The organism is Pseudomonas sp. HD57-3 (assembly GCF_056113135.1).
In genome coordinates, this window is record NZ_CM148568.1 from 937,256 (window position 1) to 957,232 (window position 19,977).

Here is a 19,977-nt window from a genome sequence, read left to right on the forward strand (position 1 = left end):
CCAAAAGCGGACGCAGAGCGTCCATTGAGGCATTCCCACGCAAAGCGTGGGAACGATCAGGTTGAGCGGGTTAACTCAGTTGCTCTTCACCGCATACTCCGGCTTCTTGTCGTTACCCGGAATGAACGGGCTCCAAGGCTGCGCCCGAATCGGCCCCTCGGTCTGCCACACCACGTTGAACTGACCGTCGCTCTGGATCTCGCCGATCATCACCGGTTTGTGCAGGTGGTGATTGGTCTTGTCCATGGTCAGGGTGTAGCCGGACGGCGCGGCGAAGGTCTGGCCGCCGAGGGCTTCGCGGACCTTGTCGACGTCGGTCGATTTGGCTTTCTCCGCCGCCTGCGCCCACATGTGGATGCCGACGTAAGTGGCTTCCATCGGGTCGTTGGTCACCGCTTTGTCGGCGCCCGGCAGGTTGTGCTTCTTCGCGTAGGCTTTCCAGTCGGCGACGAATTTCTTGTTCGCCGGGTTATCCACCGACTCGAAGTAGTTCCACGCCGCGAGGTTGCCCACCAGCGGTTTGGTGTCGATGCCGCGCAGTTCTTCTTCGCCCACCGAGAACGCCACCACCGGTACGTCGGTCGCCTTCAGGCCCTGGTTGGCCAGCTCTTTGTAGAACGGCACGTTGGAGTCGCCATTCACGGTCGAAATCACAGCGGTCTTGCCGCCGGCCGAGAATTTTTTGATGTTGGCTACGATGGTTTGATAGTCGCTGTGGCCGAACGGGGTGTAGACCTCTTCGATGTCTTTATCCGCTACGCCTTTGGAATGCAGGAACGAACGCAGGATCTTGTTGGTGGTGCGCGGGTACACATAGTCGGTGCCGAGCAGGAAGTAGCGCTTGGCGCTGCCGCCTTCTTCGCTCATCAGGTATTCAACCGCCGGGATCGCTTGCTGGTTCGGCGCGGCGCCGGTGTAGAACACGTTCGGCGACATCTCTTCACCTTCGTATTGCACCGGGTAGAACAGCAGGCCGTTGAGTTCTTCGAACACCGGCAGCACCGATTTGCGCGACACCGAGGTCCAGCAGCCGAACACCACCGCGACCTTGTCTTGGGTCAGCAACTGCCGGCCCTTTTCCGCGAACAGCGGCCAGTTCGACGCCGGGTCGACCACCACCGGTTCGAGCATCTTGCCGTTCACTCCGCCCTTGGCGTTGATCTCGTCGATGGTCATCAACGCCATGTCCTTGAGCGACGTTTCGGAGATCGCCATGGTGCCGGACAACGAATGCAGAATCCCGACCTTGATGGTCTCGGCGGCCTGTACGGTCCAGGTCATGCCCATCGCGGCAATGGATGCCGTGAGTGTGAAAGCCTTGATCAAACTGCGACGCTTCATTGTGCGATCTCCATGAACGTTAAAGTTTTTTATGGTTGGCAGATGCGAACGACTGAAGGCTGTTTTGCAAGGGCTGTGCCCGGTCGGGTTTGGGCAGGGAAATGTCGGTTTAGAGCGGTTGCGCACAGAGTCGGCGCACCATGAGGGGACGTGTTGCATGCAAAGGTGCAGCGGGGTGCGCCAGATTGGGGCGCACCCAGAGGATTCAGCGGCGGCGCATCAGGCCGATGAAGAACAGGCCGCCGAGGGCAGCGGTTGCAACGCCGATGGGCAGGTCTTCGGGGGCGATCAGCGTACGCGCCGCGACATCCACCCAGACGAGGAAAACGCTGCCGAGCAACACGCACACCGGCAGCAGACGACGGTGCTCCGCACCGATCAGACGCCGGGCAATGTGCGGCACCATCAGCCCGACAAAACCGATGGAGCCGCTGATCGACACCAGCACCCCGGTCATCAGCGAAGCAATCACGAACACCCGCAGACGCACCGCCCGGGCGTTCAGTCCGAGGGTGACGGCGGTCTGTTCACCGGCCATCAAGGCGTTCAGCGGACGGGCCATGCCGATCAGCAGAATCAGTCCGAGCAACACGCTGAGCGCCGGCACGGCCAACAACTCCCAGCGCGCCAGGCCGAGGCCGCCAAGCATCCAGAACATCACCGCCGAACTGGCGCGGTGATCGCCCATGAACAACAGCAGATTGGCGATCGCCATCATCACGAACGACACCGCCACGCCGCACAGCAGCAGACGATCACTGTCCAGCCGACCCTGACGGTTGGCGATGCCCAGCACCAGAAACATGCTCAACAACGCGCCGATGAACGCGGCAATCGGCAAGGTCAGCAGGCCGACGATTTCACCGACGTGCAGTACCACGATCACTGCGCCGAGGGTTGCGCCGGAAGTGACGCCGAGCAGGTGCGGATCGGCCAGCGGATTACGCGTCACCGCTTGCAGCACCGCGCCGATCAACGCCAGCCCGGCGCCGACCAATGCACCGAGCAGCATGCGCGGTACGCGGATCAGCCAGACGATGTGTTCCTGGCCGGCGCTCCAGTCCGGTACGCCGAGGCCGAACAACTTGTGCAGCAGAATCCGCCACACCACGTCCACCGGCACCCGCGCCGGGCCAAAGCCCAGCGACACCACGCACGACACCAGCAGCACCGCGCCGAGGGCAATCAGCAGCCAGCCGTAGCGACGATTGATCATTCGCCGTGAAACCCTTTGGCCAGGGTTTCAACCGCCAGCACGTTGTCGATCCCCGGCGTGGCCTGCACGTAAGGGATGACGATGAAGCGCTGGTTCTTGATCGCGTCCACCGATTGCAGCGCCTTGTTCTTCAGCAGGAATTCAATCTTCTGCTCGGCGGTGATTTCGCTGTAGTCGACGATCACGATCACCTGCGGATTGCGCTCGACCACGGTCTCCCAGTTGACCCGGGTCCAGCTCGCTTCGACGTCATCGAGAACGTTGCGCCCGCCGGCGGCGTCGATCAGCGCTTGCGGCATGCCGAGGCGGCCGGAGGTCATGGCGCGGTCTTCGCCGCTGTCGTACAGGAACACCCGCGGTTTTTCGGCGGGCAGGTCTTTGCGGACTTCGGCGACTTGATTCTGCATTTCAGAGATCAGCGCGTTGGCGCGATCCTGCACGTCGAAAATCTTTCCGAGGTTGCGCAGGTCGTTATAAGTGTCGTCTAGCGTGGCGGCCGGGCGCTTCATCACGAAGGCGCAGGATTCGGTCAGTTCATACACATTGATGCCCAGCGGTTGCAGGGTCTGCGGCGTGAGATCGCCACCAACACGCATGCCGTAGTCCCAGCCGGCGAAGAAGAAATCGACGTTGGCGTTGAGCAGGGTTTCCACCGATGGGTACTTGGCTGCCAGCTCCGGCAGACCGTCGAGCAGGCTCTGCATTTCAGGCGTTACCGATTTCCAGCCACTGACGCCGCTGTAGCCGGCCATCTTCGACTTGAGGCCGAGGGCGAGCATCATCTGGGTCATGTTGATGTCGTGACTGACCGCGTGTTTCGGCGCTTCCTTGAAGGTCACTTCACGGTTGCAGCTCTGGATCGTCAGCGGATACTGGGTGGCCTCGGCGAAGGCGTGGGTGGTGCCCAGCAACAGGGCGAGGCAAAGCAGGGAGCGCACAGTCATGGTCGGGTTATCCAGGTGATTCGCGGGTAGCCGTGGAGAGGGTGGGAATCGATCAACGCTTCGACGCCGAACACGTCACGCAGCAGTTCGACGGTCAGGACTTGTTGCGGCGTGCCGCTGGCGACGATGCGACCGTGATTGATCACATACAAACGGTCGCAGAACGCGGCGGCGAGGTTCAGGTCGTGAATGCTTGCCAGCGTGCCGATCTGCAAACGCTTGACCAGTTGCAGCAGTTCCAGCTGATAGCGCGGGTCGAGGTGGTTGGTCGGCTCGTCGAGGATCAGCAGTTGCGGTTGTTGGGTCAGGGCTCGGGCGAGGATCACCCGCTGTTTTTCTCCACCGGACAGGGTGGCGAACGCGTGGTCTTCGAAGCCGTCGAGGCCCACGGATTTGAGGGCCTGGGTGGCGAGGTGACGGTCTTCAAGCGTGTCGCCGTCGAACAGGCCCTTGTGCGGCGTGCGGCCCATGGCGACCACTTCTTCGACGGTCAGGCCGAAGGCGTCGGGGAATTCCTGCAGCACCACGGCGATGCGTTGCGCACACCAGCGTGAGGATTGTTTCCACACGTTGTGGTGGTCGAGTCTGACCTCACCGTGTTCCGGCTGGCTGAAACGGTAGGCACAGCGCAACAGGCTGGTCTTGCCGCTGCCATTGGGCCCGATCAGCCCGACGAACTCACCGGCGGCCACTTGCAACGAGGCGTCACGCAGCTGGAACTGGTGATGGCAGTGGCCGTGGCCCAAAGGTGTCCAGGCGAGATCGGTGAGGGACAGTGAGGTCATTTCGTTCCTGTTCTAGAAGGTGTAGTCAGCCGTGACAAAGAACGAACGAGGCTCACCCAGAATCCACTGCTGGCCCTCATTGTATTGGCTTTGCGCGTACGTCCGGTCAAACAGATTGTTCACCTGCAATCCCAGCGTGGTGTCGCGCAGGGCTTTCCACGACAGCGTCGCATCGACCACGGTGTAGCTCGGCAGCTCGCTACGGTTGGCCATGTCGGCGTAGCGCGCATCGACGTAACGCACACCAGCGCCAGCCTTCAGGTCATCCGTGAGCGCCTTGCTCAACCAAAGATTGGCGGTGCGGCGTGGTACGTCCACCGGACGATTGCCATTGCGCGACACCGGCACGCCGCCGACCACTTCTTCAAAATCGTCGTACTTGGCCTTCAAGATTGCAGCGTTGGCTTGCAGTTGCCAGGCGTGTGGCAATTGCAGATCGAGGCTGGCTTCCAGGCCGTTCGACGATTGCTGACCGACCTGCTGCTTGAGCGTCGGGTTGCCTGGGTCGTCGGTCAGCAGCTTCTTCTTCACGATGCGATACGCCGCCAGCGTGAATTCGCCACGCTGATCCCAGAACAGCTGCTTCAGGCCGATTTCGGTTTGCCGCGCGGTGGACAAGTCGTATTGCTGCTGACTCGGGCTCAGGGAAATCAGGCCGCCGATGCCATCGGTGCTGGTGGCGACCTGGCCGTAGAACGAGGTGTCCTGCGTCAGCGCGAACACCAGGCCAGCCTTCCAGTTGTTGCCGATCAGGGTCTTGTCGCTCTGGCTGCCGTCGACCAGGTTGTTGCGATCCACATGCACGTAGTCGCGGCGCACACCGGTCACCAGCGACCAGCGCTCGCTCAGTTGCGTGCGGTTTTCGGCGAACACCGACATCTGTTTGGTGGTGCTGTCGAACTGATCGCGATACGGATCGGCGCTCTCGAAATAACCGGGTTGCGGGTGATACCGATCCAGCGGCTGACCGTTCGGCAATACGTCGTTGAACGGCGAGTTGCTGTCGAGCTGAAAGCGAATACGGTTGTAGTCGACGCCAGTCACGGTCTGGCTGTCGAGGCCGAACAGCGAATGCTTGAAGGTGAAGGTCTGGCGGTCGCCGACCTGCTCCTGTTTGTGGCCGATGCCGAAGTAGCCGCTGCGGCTGAGTTGCTGACTGTCAGCGTCGAAGTTGTAGTTCTCGGCGTTCTGCCAGCGGCGCTGGGCTTTCAGGTAGTACAGCTCGTTGCTGGCGCTGACCGCATCGTTGATCTGCCAGTCGGTGGTCAGGCGCGTCCATTGATCGTTGTAGTGCTGCTTGTCGTCGTGCACGTTGTAGTTCTTGTTACGCAGGCTGTCTTTCAACTGGCCGTTGATCAGTGGCGTGCCGAAGTAGTTCTGCGGGCGTTGGTCGCCGTAATCGTGGGCGAGGGTGAAGGTCAGGTCGTCAGTGGCCTGCCAGCGCAGGGCGGCGCTGATGAAGTCGCTGGATGAATCACCGCGATCGACCCAGCCATTGCTGCGCAGGCGATTGAGGTTGAGGCGGTAGCTCAGGGTGTCGGTCAGCGAACCGCCGCTGTCGAACGCCTGCTGCTGGCGGTCGAACGAGCCGTAGCCGACGCGCACGTGGTTTTCTATTTCGCCGTCGAACGGCTTTTTCGGGATCACGTTGACCACCGCGCCGGTCGCGCCTTCGCCATACAGCACCGAGGCCGGGCCGCGCAGGACATCGACGCGCTCCACCGACCAGGTGTCGACCGGGAACGTCACGGTGCCCATGCCGGTGTACATCCGGTTGCCGTCATACAACTGCATCACCGAACTCTGCCCGGTAAAACCCCGGGCCTGCAACGAAGTGCCGCCGTCGCCCGGTGTGCCGGTGCGACTGATGCCGGTGCTGCGCGAAACCGCGTCCTGCACGCTGCGGTCGCCACGGGCGCGGACTTGTTCGCCGCTGAGGCTTTCGACGCTGGCCGGGGTTTCCATGGCCGTGAGGTTCAGGCGCGAGCCAGCGCTGGTCGGCGTGGTCAGGCTGACGGTCTGGTCATCATTGGCCGGTGCGGTGATGGTGCCGGTGGGCAGCGTCAGCGGGGCGTTGTCGGCGTGGGCGCTGTGGTTCAGGGCGAACAGACAGAGGCTGGACAAGAGGTACTTGTTCATCGGGGCGGTGAATCACTTCTTCAAAAGAAAAGCCCGCAGGCTCATGACAGTGCATGGCTGCGGGCAGAGCAGCAAATTTGCGTTATACAGTAACACTAAAAATTGCCGGAGTTTAAGCCCCGGCAGTTTAAAGATCTGTCTGGATCGCGCATCTCGCCTGTTTCATGATGAAGTTGAGGCAGATTCAGCTGGTCGGCCCAGACGCGACAACAGCAGCCGATCCAGCAACCACACCACCACCAGCGAAGCCCCCACCAGCGGAAACACCACCGCCAGCACCAGCATGATCGCCACCCCGGTTTTCCACTTCGGCAGGTCGTGGCGCAGCGGCGGCACGCCGAACTTGCCCTGTGGCCGGCGCTTCCACCAGATCACCACGCCGCTGACGGCGCTGAGCAGGATCATCAGGCAGATCAGCAGCACGACGATCTGATTGAAGGTGCCGAACATCTTGCCTTCGTGGAGCATCACGCCGATCTCGGTGGCCCGGGCAACAGCGCCGTACTGCTCGAATCGCACGTCGGCCAACACCTTGCCGGTGTACTGATCGACGTGCAGGGTCGCATCGTTGCGCGGATCGTCGGCGAACACGGCGATGGTGAACACGCCGGTGGCGGTGGTCGGCAGGGTGATGCTGTAGCCCGGCTCGACCTTGCGCTCAACGGCGATGTTCTGCACATCCTGCAGGCGGATGGTCGGCGCGGCGGGGCCGTGTTGCATGCCGCCGTGGGCCATGTGTTCGGCGTGGTCGCCGGACATCGGCATCGGCGTATTTTCCATCGCCCACGGTACGGTCTGGCGCGCAGCGTTGTTGAGGCTGCCGGCCTCGACGTCGGAAGTCGGCACGTTGTCCCACATCGCCGCCGGGAACACGTTCCACACCTGGGCGTACTGCTTGCCCCAGAAGCCGGTCCAGGTCATGCCGCTGAGCAGCATCACCAGCAGCAAGGCCGCGCCCCAGAATCCGGTAACGGCATGCAGATCACGCCACAGTACGCGGCCGCGACTGCTCAGGCGTGGCCACAAAATTCCCGCTGCCTGACCTCGCGGCCACCACAGGAAAACCCCGGACACCACCAGCACCACGCCCCAGCCGGCGGCCATTTCGATCAGCCGGTCACCGACAGTGCCGATCATCAGTTCGCCATGGATCGCCCGGGCGATGGCTTGCAGGTTCTGCTTGGCATCCTGCTCGCCGAGGATATCGCCGTGGTACGGATCGACGAACACGTTCAGCTCATGGCCGGCATTGGCCACGACAAACTGCGCGCTGCGCTCGGCATTCACCGGCGGCAGGTACTGGGTGACCTGGCCCTGTGGATAAGCGCTTTTGACCTTTTGCAGCAAGTCGTCGGCCGGCACGGTGTGATGCCCGGCGGGGACGTTCAGCAGACTGCTGTACATCAGCGAATCGAGCTGCGGCTTGAACAGGTAAATGATGCCGGTCAGGGCCAGCATCACCATGAATGGGGCGACGAACAATCCGGCATAAAAATGCCAACGCCAGGCCAGGTTGTAGAAATTCGGTTTGGGCTGTTTCATCACGTGTGCTCCGCTTGGCTTGGATCTTCTAGTTGTCTGTTGCCGCCCGCTCCCTGAAAGGAGCGAGCGCCCTTCAGGGTTAGAAACTCATGTCCACCTTGGTCCAGAGCGTGCGCCCCGGTTCATTGATCGCTTGCGGGTCGTTCGCCGGGTAGCCGAACCCGGCGTTGCCCGCCAGGTTCAGGTGTTCGGCGTAAGCCTTGCCGAACAGGTTGTCGACGCCGGAACTGACCTTCCAGTTCTTGTTGATCCGGTAGGCACCGTTGAGCGAGAACACGCCGAAGCCCGAACTCTTGTCGTAATCCTTGCCGACCACGTTGCCTTTGTTCTGGTCGATACGGTTTTGCGCGGCGACCACCCTCCACAGTGCGCCGGCGCTCCAGTTGTCTTCGGTATAGGTCAGACCGAAGCGCGCATCCAACGGCGGCATCTGCGGCAGAGCCTTGCCGTCGCTGCTGTTCTTGCCCCAGGCGTAGGCCAGGGTCGCATCGGCTTTCCAGTTGTCGGTGAGTTTGTAAGCGGCACCGAGTTCACCACCCATGATCCGCGCGTCGATGTTCTCGGCGCGGGAAGTGCTCATGCCCATCATCCCCGGGGTGTAATCGAACAGGATGTAATCGCGCACCACACCGATGTAACCCGAGGCCCAGGCTTCAAGTTCGGCGCTCTTGTAGTTCACACCGAAGTCGAGCTGAGTGGTCTTTTCCGGCTTGATCGAATCGAACGCATTGACCGAACCCGCCGGGCCGGACTTGGGCGAAAACAGCTCCCAGTAATCCGGGAAACGTTGAGCGTGGCCGAGACCGGCGTAGAGCGTGGTCGGGCTGTCGGCCAGGTCATGCTCGTAGCGGATGAAGCCGCTCGGCAGGGTGTCGGCGCGGGTATCGCCGGCAGTCGGGTTCGGGCGGGACATCATTCCCGAGCCGGTGGTCTGTCGGAAATCCCTGGCCGAGGCGCGGTCGACCCGGGCGCCGGTGATCAGCCGGTCGCGATCGGCGGCGTACCAGGTCATTTCGCTGAACACCCCGTAGTTATGGAAGTCGGCGTCCTTGGTGTACGGCTGATCCTTGTAGGTATCGATGCCCATGCCACTGCGCTGACGGTGTTCGTTGGTCTGCGCATCGAGGCCGGTGATCAGCTGGATGTCGGCCCAGCGCCAGGTGGCCTTGATCCGGGCGCCGAGGGTGCGGCGGTCGACGTTGGACGCCATGGGACCGGCCATCATCCCGGTGCCGGACGGTGTGCGCAGGGTGTAGTTGTCCATCACGTGGTCGGCGTAGTTGTAGTAGACCTGCGCTTCGAGCTTCTCCAGCACGTCGCTGATGTTGGATTTCTCGACGCGCAGACCGAGGCTTTCGCGCAGGAATTGCGAGCCATCCATGCCGCGCCCGGCGTAGCGTGCTTCGCCGTCGCCCTTGCCGGCGGTGAGTTCGATCAGGGTGTCGGCATCCGGGGTCCAGCCCAGCGCAACATCGCCGTTCCACTTGTCATAGCGCGAGGCAACGATGTCGTTGTTGCCGTCGCGGTAGTCGTCGGAATGCGCGGTGTTGCCGATCACTCGCACGTAACCCAGCGAGCCGCCGGCCGCCGCATCGACGACCTTGTCGAAGCGCCCGTGAGAGCCAGCCAGCACGCTGGCGTTCACGCGGGTGCCGAGTTCGCCGAAGCTTTCCGGCTCGCGGTCGAACAGGATCGTGCCGGCCGACGCGCCCGGCCCGTAGAGCACGGTTTGCGGGCCTTTGATCACGGTGAGTTTGTCGTAGGTCTCGGGCGAGATGTACGAGGTCGGCGCGTCCATCCGGCCGGGGCAGGCGCCGAGCATCATGCTGCCGTTGGTGAGGATGTTCAGGCGCGAACCGAACATGCCGCGCAGCACCGGATCACCGTTGGTGCCGCCGTTACGCACCAGGGCGAAGCCGGGAATGGTCTTCAGGTAGTCACCACCGTCGCTGGCAGGCACCGGTTGGCGCGGGTCTTTCGGGTTGGTGACGATGGTCAGCGGCGAGCTCGGGGCGATGGCGGTGATCACCGTCGGGCTCAGCTCATCAGTGTGACCGGCGTGTTCGTCGGCGTGGACCAGCGGGGACAGCAGGACGCCGCAAAGGACGGCGGTAGCGTGCCTGAAACGAACGCGGGATTCGTTCAGGGCAAAGGACGCTGGGGCAGAACCCGGGCGTGGGACAGCAGAAAACCTGGACATGACAATTTCCATCAAACAGTCGTAAACGACACGGCCGGCAGCCTGAGGCTGTCTTCTCAACCGTGTGCAATCAGAGGTGGGTGTTTACGCTGCGACGGGCGGGGCGCGGGTGCGGGCGCCGGGGAAGAAGGTCTGCCGGGCATGGCCCAGATGCGGGGAGGGTGGGGTGAAGGTGTTGACGAGCGGAATGCTGAAAGTGGCGAAGCTGCCACCACCGGTCAGCGCCGGACAGTTGAACAGCAGGCTGCAATAGCCGCACTTTTCCCACAGCACATGGTGCGAGGATTGCGGCGGGCAGTGTTCGGCCGAGGGTTTTGCTTCATGCGCGGAATGATCCATGCCCGCCATGTCCATCGACATGTCCATGCTCATCGGCATGGAGGTCGAGGCGTGCTGATCCATCGGCATCGACTGGGAAATCAGCGGGCCGATGAAGATCATCAACATGGCGAACAGGGCGATCCAGCTGCCGCGGGTCAGGTGTTCAGTCTGACGGCGTTGCAGGGAGGGCCTGGCGCTCAGGGGGCGCATGGGCGGAGTCTGCCGGAACGGTTACTGGGCGTGCGCGTGGGCTTGCGTGGCTTCCGGTGGTTTCTTCTGCACGGCGACTTCGACGGTCACGTCACCGGCCTTTTCGAAGTGCATCGTCAGGGGAAAGCGCTTGCCGTCGGTCAGCAGACTGCGGTCGGTCGGATTCATCAGCATCACGTGATAGGCCATCGGCGCGAAGGTCACGTTTCCACCGGCCGGGATGGCCACGTTCGGCACCTGTTGCATCTTCATCAGATCACCCTGCATCACATGCTCGTGCAGTTCCGCAGTCGGGGCGATGGGCGAGTCGACACTGAGCAGGCGGTCAGCGGTTTTGCCGGCATTGTGAATGATGAAATACGCGGCAACGGTCGGCGCGTTCGGCGGCAGTTCCTGCGACCACGGGTGGGCGATTTCCAGCTCACCGGCCTTGTATTCGTGGGCATGGGCGAAGCACGCAGGCAGCAGCAGCGCAGCGATGACGATGAATTTGTTCAACATGGCAGTTCTCCAGAACGATTTGAAACGCAGGTCAAATGCGGGAACAAATCAAACCAGAGGAGAGGCGCGGGGATTGAGGCTCGGCCATTGCTGGCGCGGTGTCGGAGTTTGCAGCACGGCGGGCGCCACGCTGCGATTGCTTTCGTATTGAGCGAAATACAGCTGCGGCGAATGCCCCGGCAACGCCACCAACGGCGCCGATCCGGAACAGCACCAGCAATGCTGCATGGTCGAATGATTGTCACCGCTTTGCGGCGCTTTCTGATCGAGGCTGCCGATGTCGATCGCCACCATCTTCGTCCCGCTGCCGGTGCAGAAACTGCTCCAGAGCAACTGCTCGGCCGGCGTTTGCGCCGCCTGCACCATCGCTCCCGTCAACGGCATGGCGAGCATGTTGAACAGCACTGCAAAGCAGGCGATCCAGGCAAATGCGAGCCGGTGTCGGTTCATGGGACAGATCCGTAGGGTGGGCGATCAGGCGCGGCTATTTAGCCTGATCAGGGCCGATAAGTAAAAAAGCGTCGTGCGGTTTGGTGTCGCAGAGGATTCAGCCTGCTACGGCATGTAACCGCAAACCCAGCGCCTTCATGACTTTCATGATAGTCGCGAATTCCGGATTTCCAGTGCTGCTCAGCGCTTTATAAAGGCTTTCGCGGCCCAGACCTGCATCTCGTGCAACCTGGGTCATGCCTTGGGCGCGGGCAATGTCATTAAGCGCTGCACGGATGAGAACGCCGTCGCCAGCATCTTCGTCAAAACAAGCGTCCAGGTAAGCCGCCATCTCCTCCGGCGTTTTAAGAAACTCTGCAGCGTCGAAGCGGGTGAATTTTTCGAACATTGGAATCGCGTCCAGAGGCAGGTTGATACTGCAAACGTATGCTCGGGAGGCTGCTGCAGGTAGTCAGTCGGGCTTTAAGTTGTTGTGCGTAGCGTCCGATTGATTGGTAGGACTCAAGTTTTTCGCTGTGAGAGCCGACGCCATCGCGGGCAAGCCCGCGAAGGCGTATTCAAGAGCGCAAAAGACTCAGGGCTGTAAGTTGATGGTGAGTGCGCTGATGGCTTCAGCAACCGTCGAAAACTCCCGATCAACCTCCGCCAACACCGGCCGCTTCAACACCATCACCGGCACCCCAAGCTCCCGCGCCACGTCCAGCTTCGGCTCGGTTGCGGTGCTGCCGCTGTTCTTGCTGATCAGCACGTCGATCTGCCGGCGTTCGAACAGTGCCCGCTCATCTTCCAGCAGAAACGGTCCACGGGCGCCGATGACTTCGCAGCGTTCGTTGCCGGGGTAGACGTCGAGGGCGCGCAGGGTCCAGAACTGGTGTGCAGGGATTTCGTCGAGGTGTTGCAGCGGTTCGCGGCCAAGGGTGAACAGGGGGCGGCGGAAGGGTTCGAGGGCGGTGATCAGTTCGGCCCAGTCGGCGACTTCGCGCCAGTCATCGCCGAGTTGCGGTTGCCACGCGGGGCGGCGCAGGGCCCAGCAGGGGATGCCGGTGAGTTGCGCGGCGATGGCGGCGTTCTGGCTGATTTGCGCGGCGTAGGGATGGGTGGCGTCAAGCAGCAGGCTGATGCCTTCGTCGCGAATAAATTGCGCCAGACCTTCGGCGCCACCGTAGCCGCCGACGCGCACCTGACACGTCAGATCGGTCGGCACCCGGCCGACGCCGGCCAGGCTGTAGATGTGTTCCGGCCCCAACGTGCGCGCGATGGCCAGTGCTTCAGTCACGCCGCCCAGCAACAGAATCCGTTTCATACAAAAGCCCCCGCGTGGCCGACGATGCCGCCCTGACGATCAATCGCAAACACCTCGACCTGGACCTGCGCCGGCACCACGCTACGGGCGAATTCCAGAGCATGGCGACAGACCTCATCACCGAGGGCAACGCCAGCCGCACTGGCCATCGCCAACGCCTGCTGGCTGGTGTTCGCCCCGCGTATGGCTTGCTGCAACGCATCGTCAGCACCAATCGCCGCCGCCCATTCGGCCAGTTGTGGCAGGTCGATGCTCGAATGGCGCGAGTGCAGATCCATGTGCCCGGCCGCCAGTTTGCTGATCTTGCCGAAGCCGCCGCACAGGCTGAGTTTATCCACAGGCACTTTGCGCAGGTGCTTGAGCACGGCGCCGACGAAGTCGCCCATTTCGATCAGGGCGATTTCCGGCAGGTTGTAGACCCGGCGCATGGTGTCCTCGCTGGCGTTGCCGGTGCAGGCGGCGATGTGCAGGTAGCCGTTGGTTTTCGCCACGTCGATGCCTTGATGGATCGAGGCGATGTACGCCGCGCAGGAAAACGGCCGGACGATGCCGCTGGTGCCGAGGATCGACAGGCCGCCGAGTATCCCCAGGCGCGGGTTCATGGTTTTCAGCGCCAGGGCTTCGCCGCCCTCGACATTGACCGTCACCTCGAAGCCGCCGCGATAGCCGGTTTCCTCGGCGAGCAGCGTCAGGTGATCGCTGATCATCTTGCGCGGCACCGGGTTGATCGCCGGTTCGCCGACCCCCAGCACCAGTCCCGGCCGGGTGACAGTGCCGACGCCTTTGCCAGCAATGAAGCGAATCCCCGGCTCGTCGATCAGCTGTACGCGGGAGTAGAGCAGGGCGCCGTGAGTCACGTCCGGGTCGTCGCCGGCATCCTTGATGGTTCCGGCTTCAGCGCCGACATCAGTCAGCCGGCAGAACTCCAGGCGCATCTGCACCTGCTTGCCTTTGGGCAAGACGATCTGCACGGCGTCCGCCACCACGCCGCCGAGCAGCAGGCGGGCAGCGGCGAGGCTGGTGGCCGTGGCACAGCTGCCGGTGGTCAGGCCGCTGCGCAGGGGCGCGGGTTGTTCGGCGGTTTCGTCACGCATCGAGGGGTTTGACCAGATCGAGCAGGGTGATCGGCAGGGCCTGGCGCCAGGTGTCGAACTCGCCCAGCGGCTGGGCTTGAGCGATGTGGATGCGGGTCAGCTCGCCGCCGTGGCGTTCGCGCCAGCTCATCAAGGTCATTTCGCTTTGCAGGGTTACGGCGTTGGCGACCAGTCGGCCGCCGGGTTTGAGTTGTTCCCAGCAGGTGTCGAGCACGCCTTCGCGGGTCACGCCGCCGCCGATGAAAATCGCATCCGGTCGCTCAAGACCGGCGAGAGCTTGCGGGGCACTACCGCGAACCAGTTGCAGTCCGGGAACGCCCAGCGCATTGCGGTTGTGTTCGATCAATTGCTGGCGACCGTCATCGGCCTCGATAGCCAGAGCGCGGCAGCTCGGGTGAGCGCGCATCCACTCGATGCCGATCGAACCGCTGCCGGCGCCGACGTCCCACAACAGTTCGCCCGGCGTCGGGGCGAGGCGGGCGAGGGTGATCGCGCGCACGTCGCGCTTGGTCAGCTGGCCGTCGTGCTGGAAGGCCGAGTCCGGCAGACCGGCGAGACGCGACAGGCGCGGTGTCTGCGGATCGCCCAGGCATTCGATGGCGATCACGTTGAGGTCGGCAATGAGCGAGTCATTCCAGTCGTTAGCGGTGCCGTCGATCCGGCGCTCGGTGTCGCCGCCCAGATGTTCCAGAACACTCAGACGACTGGCGCCGAATCCGCGCTCACGCAGCAATTGCGCAACGGCGGACGGGCTCTGGCCATCATTGCTCAGCAACAACAGGCGCGCGCCGCTGAACAGTTGTGCGTTGAGGGCCGCAAGCGGGCGAGCCACCAGCGACAGCACGCTGACGTCCTGCAACGGCCAGCCCAGTCGGGCCGCCGCCAGCGAGCAGGACGACGGCGCCGGCAGAACCAGCATCTCCGCCCCCGGCACCTGCCGCGCCAGGCTCGCGCCAACGCCGTAGAACATCGGATCACCGCTGGCCAGCACGCACACCGCTTCGCCACGGCGTTCGAGCACCGGGGCCAGGGAAAACGGGCTCGGCCACAACTGGCGCTCGCCACGGATGCACACCGGCAACAGATCCAGCTGACGCTGACCGCCGATGATCCGCGAAGCGCCCATCAGGGCGCGCCGGGCATTCTTGCCCAGGCCCTTGAAGCCGTCTTCACCGATTCCTACCACTGTCAGCCAGGGTGACATCTGTAGCCCCTCAAAAAAGTGTCCGCAAACGCGCCGTTCCGACGGGCAGACTTTTCATGCCGTCGGACAAAGCAGGCATAATACCGCGCCTTCGCCCGCGAAGCGCCTTTCCCACAGAGCTGCCAGCCCTTGAACGAACGCCCGATGTCCAACGCCATACGCCCCTCGGCCTGCCCGGGGTTGCTGCGTATCGTCCAGGCGCTGGATGGCGGGATCTGCCGGATCAAGCTCGATGGCGGTTCGATCACGGCCGATCAGGCCGATGCGGTGGCCAACGCCGCCGAACGGTTTGCCGGCGGGGCGATCGAGGCGACCAACCGGGGCAATCTGCAGATTCGCGGGATCGGCGAGCAGTCCGCCGCGCTGATCGAAAGCCTGCTGGCCGCCGGTCTCGGGCCGCGAACCGCAGCGGGTGACGATGTGCGCAACCTGATGCTCAGTCCCGCCGCCGGCATCGACCGGCGGATGCGCTTCGATACTCGTCCAGTGGCCGGGCAGATCCTCGAAACCCTGCAAAGCCATCCGCGCTTCCACGAGCTGAGCGCCAAGTTCGCCGTGCAACTGGATGGCGGTGAAGCGCTGGCGATGCTCGAACATCCCCATGACCTGTGGTTGTCGGCATTCGAAGATCGCGGCGACACGCTGCTGGCTTTCGGCCTGGCGGGTTGTCCGACGGATCGACCGCTGGCCGCTGTGGCGCTTGCGGACGGACATGCGCTGGTGGTGGCGGTGCTGGAGTTGTTCCTCGATCTGGCCCGGCCGGAGCAGACGCGAATGCGCCATCTGCTGGATGAATACCCGGCGCCGGTCTTCCTGGAAAAACTCGCTCAGCGAATCAACCTGAAAGCCGCCGCTGATTGGCAGCGCGAAGCCGGACCGCAAGGTTTGCACCTCGGCATCCACCCTCTGCAATCGTCCGGTCAGGCCTATGTCGGTGCAGCACCGGCGCTCGGCCGCCTCGATCCGGAGATGCTGCGTGGCGCCGCACAATTGGCCAGAACCTTCGGTGACGGCAGCCTGCGTTTCACCCCTTGGCAGAGTCTGTTGCTGCCCAATGTGCGGGGAATCGATGCGGTTCAAGTGCTCGACGAATTGAGCAAGCTGAACCTGCTGACCCACTTCGAAGATCCCTTGGCGCACCTGATCGCCTGCACCGGCGCCAACGGCTGCGGCAAAGGCCTGGCCGACACCAAACACGATGCCCGCCTGCTGGCTACGCTGTTGCCACACGCCGTGGATGTGCACCTGTCCGGCTGTCCGCGTTCCTGCGCCGCCGCGCATCGGGCTGCGGTGACTCTGCTGGCGGTCGGCCCCGGTCACTACGATCTCTATTTTCGCGATGCAGCGCTGCCGGGGTTCGGCGCGCTGCACGCTCACAACCTTACTATCGAAGCGGCGGCGAAATTGCTCGCCGCCCGCTCACGGAGCCCCCTTGATGCTTGATTACATCCGCGACGGTCAGGAGATCTATCGCAACTCCTTCGCGATCATTCGCAGCGAGGCCAACCTGGCTCGCATCCCGGCCGACCTGGAAAAACTCGCGGTGCGGGTGATCCACGCCTGCGGCATGGTCGAGGCCATCGACGGGCTGCAATTTTCCGAAGGCGCGGGCAAGGCCGGGCGCGATGCGCTGGCTGCCGGCGCGCCGATCCTGTGCGATGCGCGGATGGTTTCCGAGGGCGTGACCCGTGCGCGCCTGCCGGCCAACAACCAAGTGATCTGCACTCTGCGCGATGACAGCGTGCCGGAGCTGGCGCGCGAGCTGGGCAACACTCGCTCCGCTGCCGCGCTGGAACTGTGGCGCCCGCATCTGGAAGGCAGTGTAGTGGTGATCGGCAACGCGCCGACCGCGCTGTTCTATCTGCTGGAAATGCTCGACGCCGGCGCCCCGAAACCGGCGCTGATCCTCGGCTTCCCGGTGGGCTTCGTCGGCGCCGCCGAATCCAAGGCCGAGCTGGCCGCCAACAGCCGTGGCGTGCCGTTCGTGATCATGCAGGGCCGCCTCGGCGGTAGCGCCATGGCCGCCGCTGCGGTCAATGCCCTCGCCACGGAGATCGAATGATGCAGGCTAAAGGACGTTTGATTGGCCTGGGCGTCGGTCCCGGTGATCCGGAACTGATTACCGTCAAGGCCCTGCGCCTGCTGCGCGAATCGCCGGTGGTGGCGTACTTCGTGGCCAAGGGCAAGAAGGGCAACGCGTTCGGCATCATCGAAGCGCACCTGCAGGACGCCCAGAATCTACTGCCGCTGGTGTACCCGGTAACCACCGAAGTGCTGCCGGCGCCGCTGTCCTACGAGCAAGTGATCAGCGACTTCTACGATGACGCGGCAGTGGAAGTGGCCGCGCATCTGGATGCCGGTCGCGATGTGGCGGTGATCTGCGAAGGTGATCCGTTCTTCTACGGCTCCTACATGTACCTGCACGATCGCCTCGCCAGCCGTTACGAAGCCGAAGTGGTGCCGGGCGTCTGCTCGATGCTCGGCGGCGCTTCGGTGCTGGGCGCACCGCTGGTGTATCGCAATCAGAGCCTGTCGGTGCTGTCCGGTGTGCTGCCTCACGATGAACTCAAGCGTCGTCTGGCCGATGCCGACGCGGCGGTGATCATGAAACTGGGCCGCAACTTCCCGAAAGTGCGCGACGTGTTGGCAGAGCTGGGCCTGGCCGAGCGTGCGCTGTACGTCGAGCGCGCGACAATGGCCAACCAGAAGATCGTGCCGCTGGATGAGGTCGAGCCGATGTCGTCGCCGTACTTCTCGTTGATCATTGTTCCCGGCGAACGGTGGCAAGGCTGATGACTCATTCCACACCGGCTATCGTCATTCTCGGCCAGGGCGCACTGGCCACGGCCCGTCGCCTTCAGCAGGTTTATCCGGGCGCGCAGGTTCATGGCCTTTCAGGGCGAGTCGAAGGGGCTGATCTGACTTACAGCGACTTCGGCGCGACCCTGCGCGAGCTGTATCAACAGGACACGCCGATCATTGCCCTGTGCGCGGCCGGCATTGTCATCCGCACGCTGGCGCCGCTGTTGCTGGAGAAGGGCGTCGAGCCTCCGGTGCTCGCCGTAGCGGAAGACGGCAGCGCCGTGGTGCCGCTGCTTGGCGGCCTCGGCGGGGTGAATGTCATGGCCCGCGAGATCGCAGCTGCGCTTGAAGTGGCAGCGGCGATCACCACCAGCGGCGAATTGCGTTTCGGCACTTGCCTGCTCAACCCGCCCGGCGGTTATGCCCTCGGCGATCTGGAGCAGGGCAAACGCTTTGTCTCCGACTTGCTCGCCGGCCACAGCGTGCGCATCGACGGCGCAGCGCCGTGGCTTGAGCAGGCGCAACTGCCGGAAGATCCACAGGCGCAGCGCTCGATTCATGTGGGCAGCGATGCCCGTGCGGCGAGCGCCAGTGAGTTGCTGATTTATCCGCGCAGCGTGGCGGTAGCGGTCGGTGCCGATGTGGCCGGTCTGCCGGATGCGATTCGCGACGCGTTGCAGCAGGCCGGTGTAGCTATTCAATCGCTGGCCTGTCTGGTGGCGGCTGATACACAGATGGCCAGTCCGGCGTTGCGTGAAGCCGCGCTTGAATTGGCTGTGCCGTTGCGCTTTGTCGCGCCGGCGAGTGACATCGTTGAGCTGGTTCGCGATGCAGTCCCCGACGCTCGAATCATCACAACATCCCGCGACATTGCCATCGCCGTGGCCGAACAGCCGCTGGATGTTTCGCAGGTCGGCCGTCCACGCGGTCGCCTGGCCGTCATCGGTCTTGGCCCGGGCGCGGCAGAGCTGATGGTGCCGGCGGTGAAAGCCGAACTGGCCCGAGCCACCGACGTGCTCGGTTACGAAACCTATGTGCGCATGGCCGGTCCGTTCCGCGACGATCAGGTGCAGCATTGCACCGACAACCGCGAAGAAATGCAGCGTGCCCGTCACGCCTTCAGGCTGGCCGCTCAGGGTCGTTCGGTGATTGTGGTTTCGTCGGGCGATCCGGGCGTGTTCGCCATGGCGGCGGCAGTGCTCGAAGCGTTGCACGAGTCGACGGACCCGGCGTGGCACAGCGTCGATCTGGAAATCCTGCCGGGTGTTTCGGCGTCGCTCGCCACCGCCGCTCAGGCCGGTGCACCGCTGGGCCACGACTTCTGCGTGATGTCGCTGTCGGACAACCTCAAGCCGTGGTCGATCATCGAAAAACGTCTGGATCTGGCCGCCGAGGCGGATCTGGCATTGGCCTTCTACAACCCGATCTCCCGTGCCCGTCCGTGGCAACTGGGGCGAGCGCTGGAAATCGTCGCGCAACACCGCACGCCGCAAACGCCGGTGGTGTTGGGCCGCGATATCGGCCGTCCCGGACAGGCGTTACGCACCACCACGTTGGGCGCATTGACTCCGGATCAGGTCGACATGCGCACCATGGTCCTGATCGGTTCGTCCACTACGTGCACCTTCCCTCGCCCGGAAGGCGGGGAGTGGGTGTATACGCCGAGGTGGTACGGGGACAAGCCCGTAGCCTGATACCGTTATATTAGTTTTCGATAAAACCCAAAAAGGCCGCGAATTCGCAATTCGCGGCCTTTTTGGTTTGTGCGCTTTCTGAAGTTTGTATTTGTTTCAATAGCGTTTGTTTGAGTGGTCCAGTGTTGTTGGATGTTTCGTTGGACATTGTTTGAATGGCTTTGCGTTTGTCTTTGGGTATTGTTTTGCACTAGTTTCGATTATGTGAAATCTGTTCGGGTTTTAGTGTTT

General features: G+C 63.2%; 18 protein-coding genes. 4 read left to right on the forward strand and 14 right to left on the reverse strand.

Going from position 1 to position 19,977, the window contains the following annotated elements; all coding sequences use genetic code 11:
- Positions 1 to 75: 75 nt before the first annotated feature.
- The 14 genes from urtA to cbiE all read right to left on the reverse strand — a co-directional run bounded on the left by urtA (position 76) and on the right by cbiE (position 15,250).
- Positions 76 to 1,341 (reverse strand): urea ABC transporter substrate-binding protein, encoded by a 1,266-nt coding sequence (gene urtA / locus AC0R79_RS04145; protein WP_007950596.1) that lies wholly within the window; start codon positions 1,339 to 1,341, stop codon positions 76 to 78.
- A 205-nt stretch (positions 1,342 to 1,546) separates the two neighbouring features.
- Entirely contained in the window at positions 1,547 to 2,557 is a 1,011-nt protein-coding gene (locus AC0R79_RS04150; protein WP_085609224.1) for a FecCD family ABC transporter permease, read from the reverse strand.
- The gene (locus AC0R79_RS04155; protein WP_474733325.1) at positions 2,554 to 3,501 is read right to left on the reverse strand and encodes an ABC transporter substrate-binding protein; all 948 of its coding nucleotides are present in this window, start codon (positions 3,499 to 3,501) and stop codon (positions 2,554 to 2,556) included. The genes AC0R79_RS04150 and AC0R79_RS04155 overlap by 4 nt, the downstream gene beginning before the upstream one ends.
- Positions 3,498 to 4,286, reverse strand: a complete 789-nt coding sequence (locus tag AC0R79_RS04160) for an ABC transporter ATP-binding protein (protein WP_474733327.1) — start codon at positions 4,284 to 4,286, stop codon at positions 3,498 to 3,500. Before AC0R79_RS04160 ends, AC0R79_RS04155 begins: the two co-directional genes overlap by 4 nt.
- A 12-nt stretch (positions 4,287 to 4,298) precedes the next feature.
- Positions 4,299 to 6,425, reverse strand: a complete 2,127-nt coding sequence (locus AC0R79_RS04165) for a TonB-dependent receptor (protein ID WP_474733329.1) — start codon at positions 6,423 to 6,425, stop codon at positions 4,299 to 4,301.
- A 162-nt stretch (positions 6,426 to 6,587) separates the two neighbouring features.
- Positions 6,588 to 7,967, reverse strand: coding sequence for a PepSY-associated TM helix domain-containing protein (locus tag AC0R79_RS04170; RefSeq protein WP_474733331.1), 1,380 nt, complete (start codon positions 7,965 to 7,967; stop codon positions 6,588 to 6,590).
- 79 nt (positions 7,968 to 8,046) lie between these two features.
- Positions 8,047 to 10,167: a TonB-dependent copper receptor gene (locus tag AC0R79_RS04175; protein WP_474733333.1), complete on the reverse strand. Its 2,121-nt coding sequence runs from the start codon at positions 10,165 to 10,167 to the stop codon at positions 8,047 to 8,049.
- An 84-nt stretch (positions 10,168 to 10,251) separates the two neighbouring features.
- Positions 10,252 to 10,698, reverse strand: a complete 447-nt coding sequence (locus AC0R79_RS04180) for a DUF2946 domain-containing protein (RefSeq protein ID WP_085609230.1) — start codon at positions 10,696 to 10,698, stop codon at positions 10,252 to 10,254.
- Between the two features lie 21 nt (positions 10,699 to 10,719).
- Complete coding sequence (locus AC0R79_RS04185) at positions 10,720 to 11,199, reverse strand: copper chaperone PCu(A)C (protein WP_085703440.1); 480 nt, start codon at positions 11,197 to 11,199, stop codon at positions 10,720 to 10,722.
- A gap of 48 nt (positions 11,200 to 11,247) precedes the next feature.
- Positions 11,248 to 11,649 carry a DUF2946 domain-containing protein gene (locus AC0R79_RS04190; protein ID WP_474733335.1) on the reverse strand — a complete coding sequence of 134 codons (402 nt, stop codon included), beginning with the start codon at positions 11,647 to 11,649 and terminating at the stop codon, positions 11,248 to 11,250.
- Between the two features lie 97 nt (positions 11,650 to 11,746).
- Positions 11,747 to 12,037, reverse strand: a complete 291-nt coding sequence (locus tag AC0R79_RS04195; RefSeq protein ID WP_085700999.1) for an addiction module antidote protein — start codon at positions 12,035 to 12,037, stop codon at positions 11,747 to 11,749.
- 186 nt (positions 12,038 to 12,223) lie between these two features.
- Entirely contained in the window at positions 12,224 to 12,952 is a 729-nt protein-coding gene (locus tag AC0R79_RS04200; protein WP_474733337.1) for a cobalt-precorrin-6A reductase, read from the reverse strand.
- Positions 12,949 to 14,046 carry a cobalt-precorrin-5B (C(1))-methyltransferase gene (locus AC0R79_RS04205; RefSeq protein WP_474733339.1) on the reverse strand — a complete coding sequence of 366 codons (1,098 nt, stop codon included), beginning with the start codon at positions 14,044 to 14,046 and terminating at the stop codon, positions 12,949 to 12,951. Before AC0R79_RS04205 ends, AC0R79_RS04200 begins: the two co-directional genes overlap by 4 nt.
- Positions 14,039 to 15,250: a precorrin-6y C5,15-methyltransferase (decarboxylating) subunit CbiE gene (gene cbiE, locus AC0R79_RS04210; RefSeq protein WP_375745206.1), complete on the reverse strand. Its 1,212-nt coding sequence runs from the start codon at positions 15,248 to 15,250 to the stop codon at positions 14,039 to 14,041. Before cbiE ends, AC0R79_RS04205 begins: the two co-directional genes overlap by 8 nt.
- Positions 15,251 to 15,394: 144 nt before the next feature.
- On the opposite strand from cbiE, the gene cobG reads away from it, so the two are divergent.
- Genes cobG through cobJ form a run of 4 tightly spaced genes read left to right on the forward strand, consistent with a single transcriptional unit; the run spans position 15,395 to position 19,746 of the window.
- Positions 15,395 to 16,693, forward strand: coding sequence for a precorrin-3B synthase (cobG, locus tag AC0R79_RS04215; protein WP_474733341.1), 1,299 nt, complete (start codon positions 15,395 to 15,397; stop codon positions 16,691 to 16,693).
- On the forward strand, positions 16,686 to 17,312 hold the full coding sequence (locus tag AC0R79_RS04220) for a precorrin-8X methylmutase (RefSeq protein ID WP_011332253.1): 627 nt from the start codon (positions 16,686 to 16,688) through the stop codon (positions 17,310 to 17,312). Before cobG ends, AC0R79_RS04220 begins: the two co-directional genes overlap by 8 nt.
- Positions 17,309 to 18,043, forward strand: coding sequence for a precorrin-2 C(20)-methyltransferase (locus tag AC0R79_RS04225; RefSeq protein ID WP_474733343.1), 735 nt, complete (start codon positions 17,309 to 17,311; stop codon positions 18,041 to 18,043). The genes AC0R79_RS04220 and AC0R79_RS04225 overlap by 4 nt, the downstream gene beginning before the upstream one ends.
- Complete coding sequence (gene cobJ / locus AC0R79_RS04230) at positions 18,043 to 19,746, forward strand: precorrin-3B C(17)-methyltransferase (RefSeq protein WP_474733345.1); 1,704 nt, start codon at positions 18,043 to 18,045, stop codon at positions 19,744 to 19,746. The genes AC0R79_RS04225 and cobJ overlap by 1 nt, the downstream gene beginning before the upstream one ends.
- The last annotated feature ends 231 nt before the right edge of the window (positions 19,747 to 19,977 follow it).

Excerpts from the sequence above, each read along its gene's own strand:
- urtA (WP_007950596.1), bottom strand. The coding sequence starts at position 1,341 with ATGAAGCGTCGCAGTTTGATCAAGGCTTTCACACTCACGGCATCCATT.
- AC0R79_RS04150 (WP_085609224.1), bottom strand. The coding sequence starts at position 2,557 with ATGATCAATCGTCGCTACGGCTGGCTGCTGATTGCCCTCGGCGCGGTG.
- AC0R79_RS04155 (WP_474733325.1), bottom strand. The coding sequence starts at position 3,501 with ATGACTGTGCGCTCCCTGCTTTGCCTCGCCCTGTTGCTGGGCACCACC.
- AC0R79_RS04160 (WP_474733327.1), bottom strand. The coding sequence starts at position 4,286 with ATGACCTCACTGTCCCTCACCGATCTCGCCTGGACACCTTTGGGCCAC.
- AC0R79_RS04165 (WP_474733329.1), bottom strand. The coding sequence starts at position 6,425 with ATGAACAAGTACCTCTTGTCCAGCCTCTGTCTGTTCGCCCTGAACCAC.
- AC0R79_RS04170 (WP_474733331.1), bottom strand. The coding sequence starts at position 7,967 with ATGAAACAGCCCAAACCGAATTTCTACAACCTGGCCTGGCGTTGGCAT.
- AC0R79_RS04175 (WP_474733333.1), bottom strand. The coding sequence starts at position 10,167 with ATGTCCAGGTTTTCTGCTGTCCCACGCCCGGGTTCTGCCCCAGCGTCC.
- AC0R79_RS04180 (WP_085609230.1), bottom strand. The coding sequence starts at position 10,698 with ATGCGCCCCCTGAGCGCCAGGCCCTCCCTGCAACGCCGTCAGACTGAA.
- AC0R79_RS04185 (WP_085703440.1), bottom strand. The coding sequence starts at position 11,199 with ATGTTGAACAAATTCATCGTCATCGCTGCGCTGCTGCTGCCTGCGTGC.
- AC0R79_RS04190 (WP_474733335.1), bottom strand. The coding sequence starts at position 11,649 with ATGAACCGACACCGGCTCGCATTTGCCTGGATCGCCTGCTTTGCAGTG.
- AC0R79_RS04195 (WP_085700999.1), bottom strand. The coding sequence starts at position 12,037 with ATGTTCGAAAAATTCACCCGCTTCGACGCTGCAGAGTTTCTTAAAACG.
- AC0R79_RS04200 (WP_474733337.1), bottom strand. The coding sequence starts at position 12,952 with ATGAAACGGATTCTGTTGCTGGGCGGCGTGACTGAAGCACTGGCCATC.
- AC0R79_RS04205 (WP_474733339.1), bottom strand. The coding sequence starts at position 14,046 with ATGCGTGACGAAACCGCCGAACAACCCGCGCCCCTGCGCAGCGGCCTG.
- cbiE (WP_375745206.1), bottom strand. The coding sequence starts at position 15,250 with ATGTCACCCTGGCTGACAGTGGTAGGAATCGGTGAAGACGGCTTCAAG.
- cobG (WP_474733341.1), top strand. The coding sequence starts at position 15,395 with ATGTCCAACGCCATACGCCCCTCGGCCTGCCCGGGGTTGCTGCGTATC.
- AC0R79_RS04220 (WP_011332253.1), top strand. The coding sequence starts at position 16,686 with ATGCTTGATTACATCCGCGACGGTCAGGAGATCTATCGCAACTCCTTC.
- AC0R79_RS04225 (WP_474733343.1), top strand. The coding sequence starts at position 17,309 with ATGATGCAGGCTAAAGGACGTTTGATTGGCCTGGGCGTCGGTCCCGGT.
- cobJ (WP_474733345.1), top strand. The coding sequence starts at position 18,043 with ATGACTCATTCCACACCGGCTATCGTCATTCTCGGCCAGGGCGCACTG.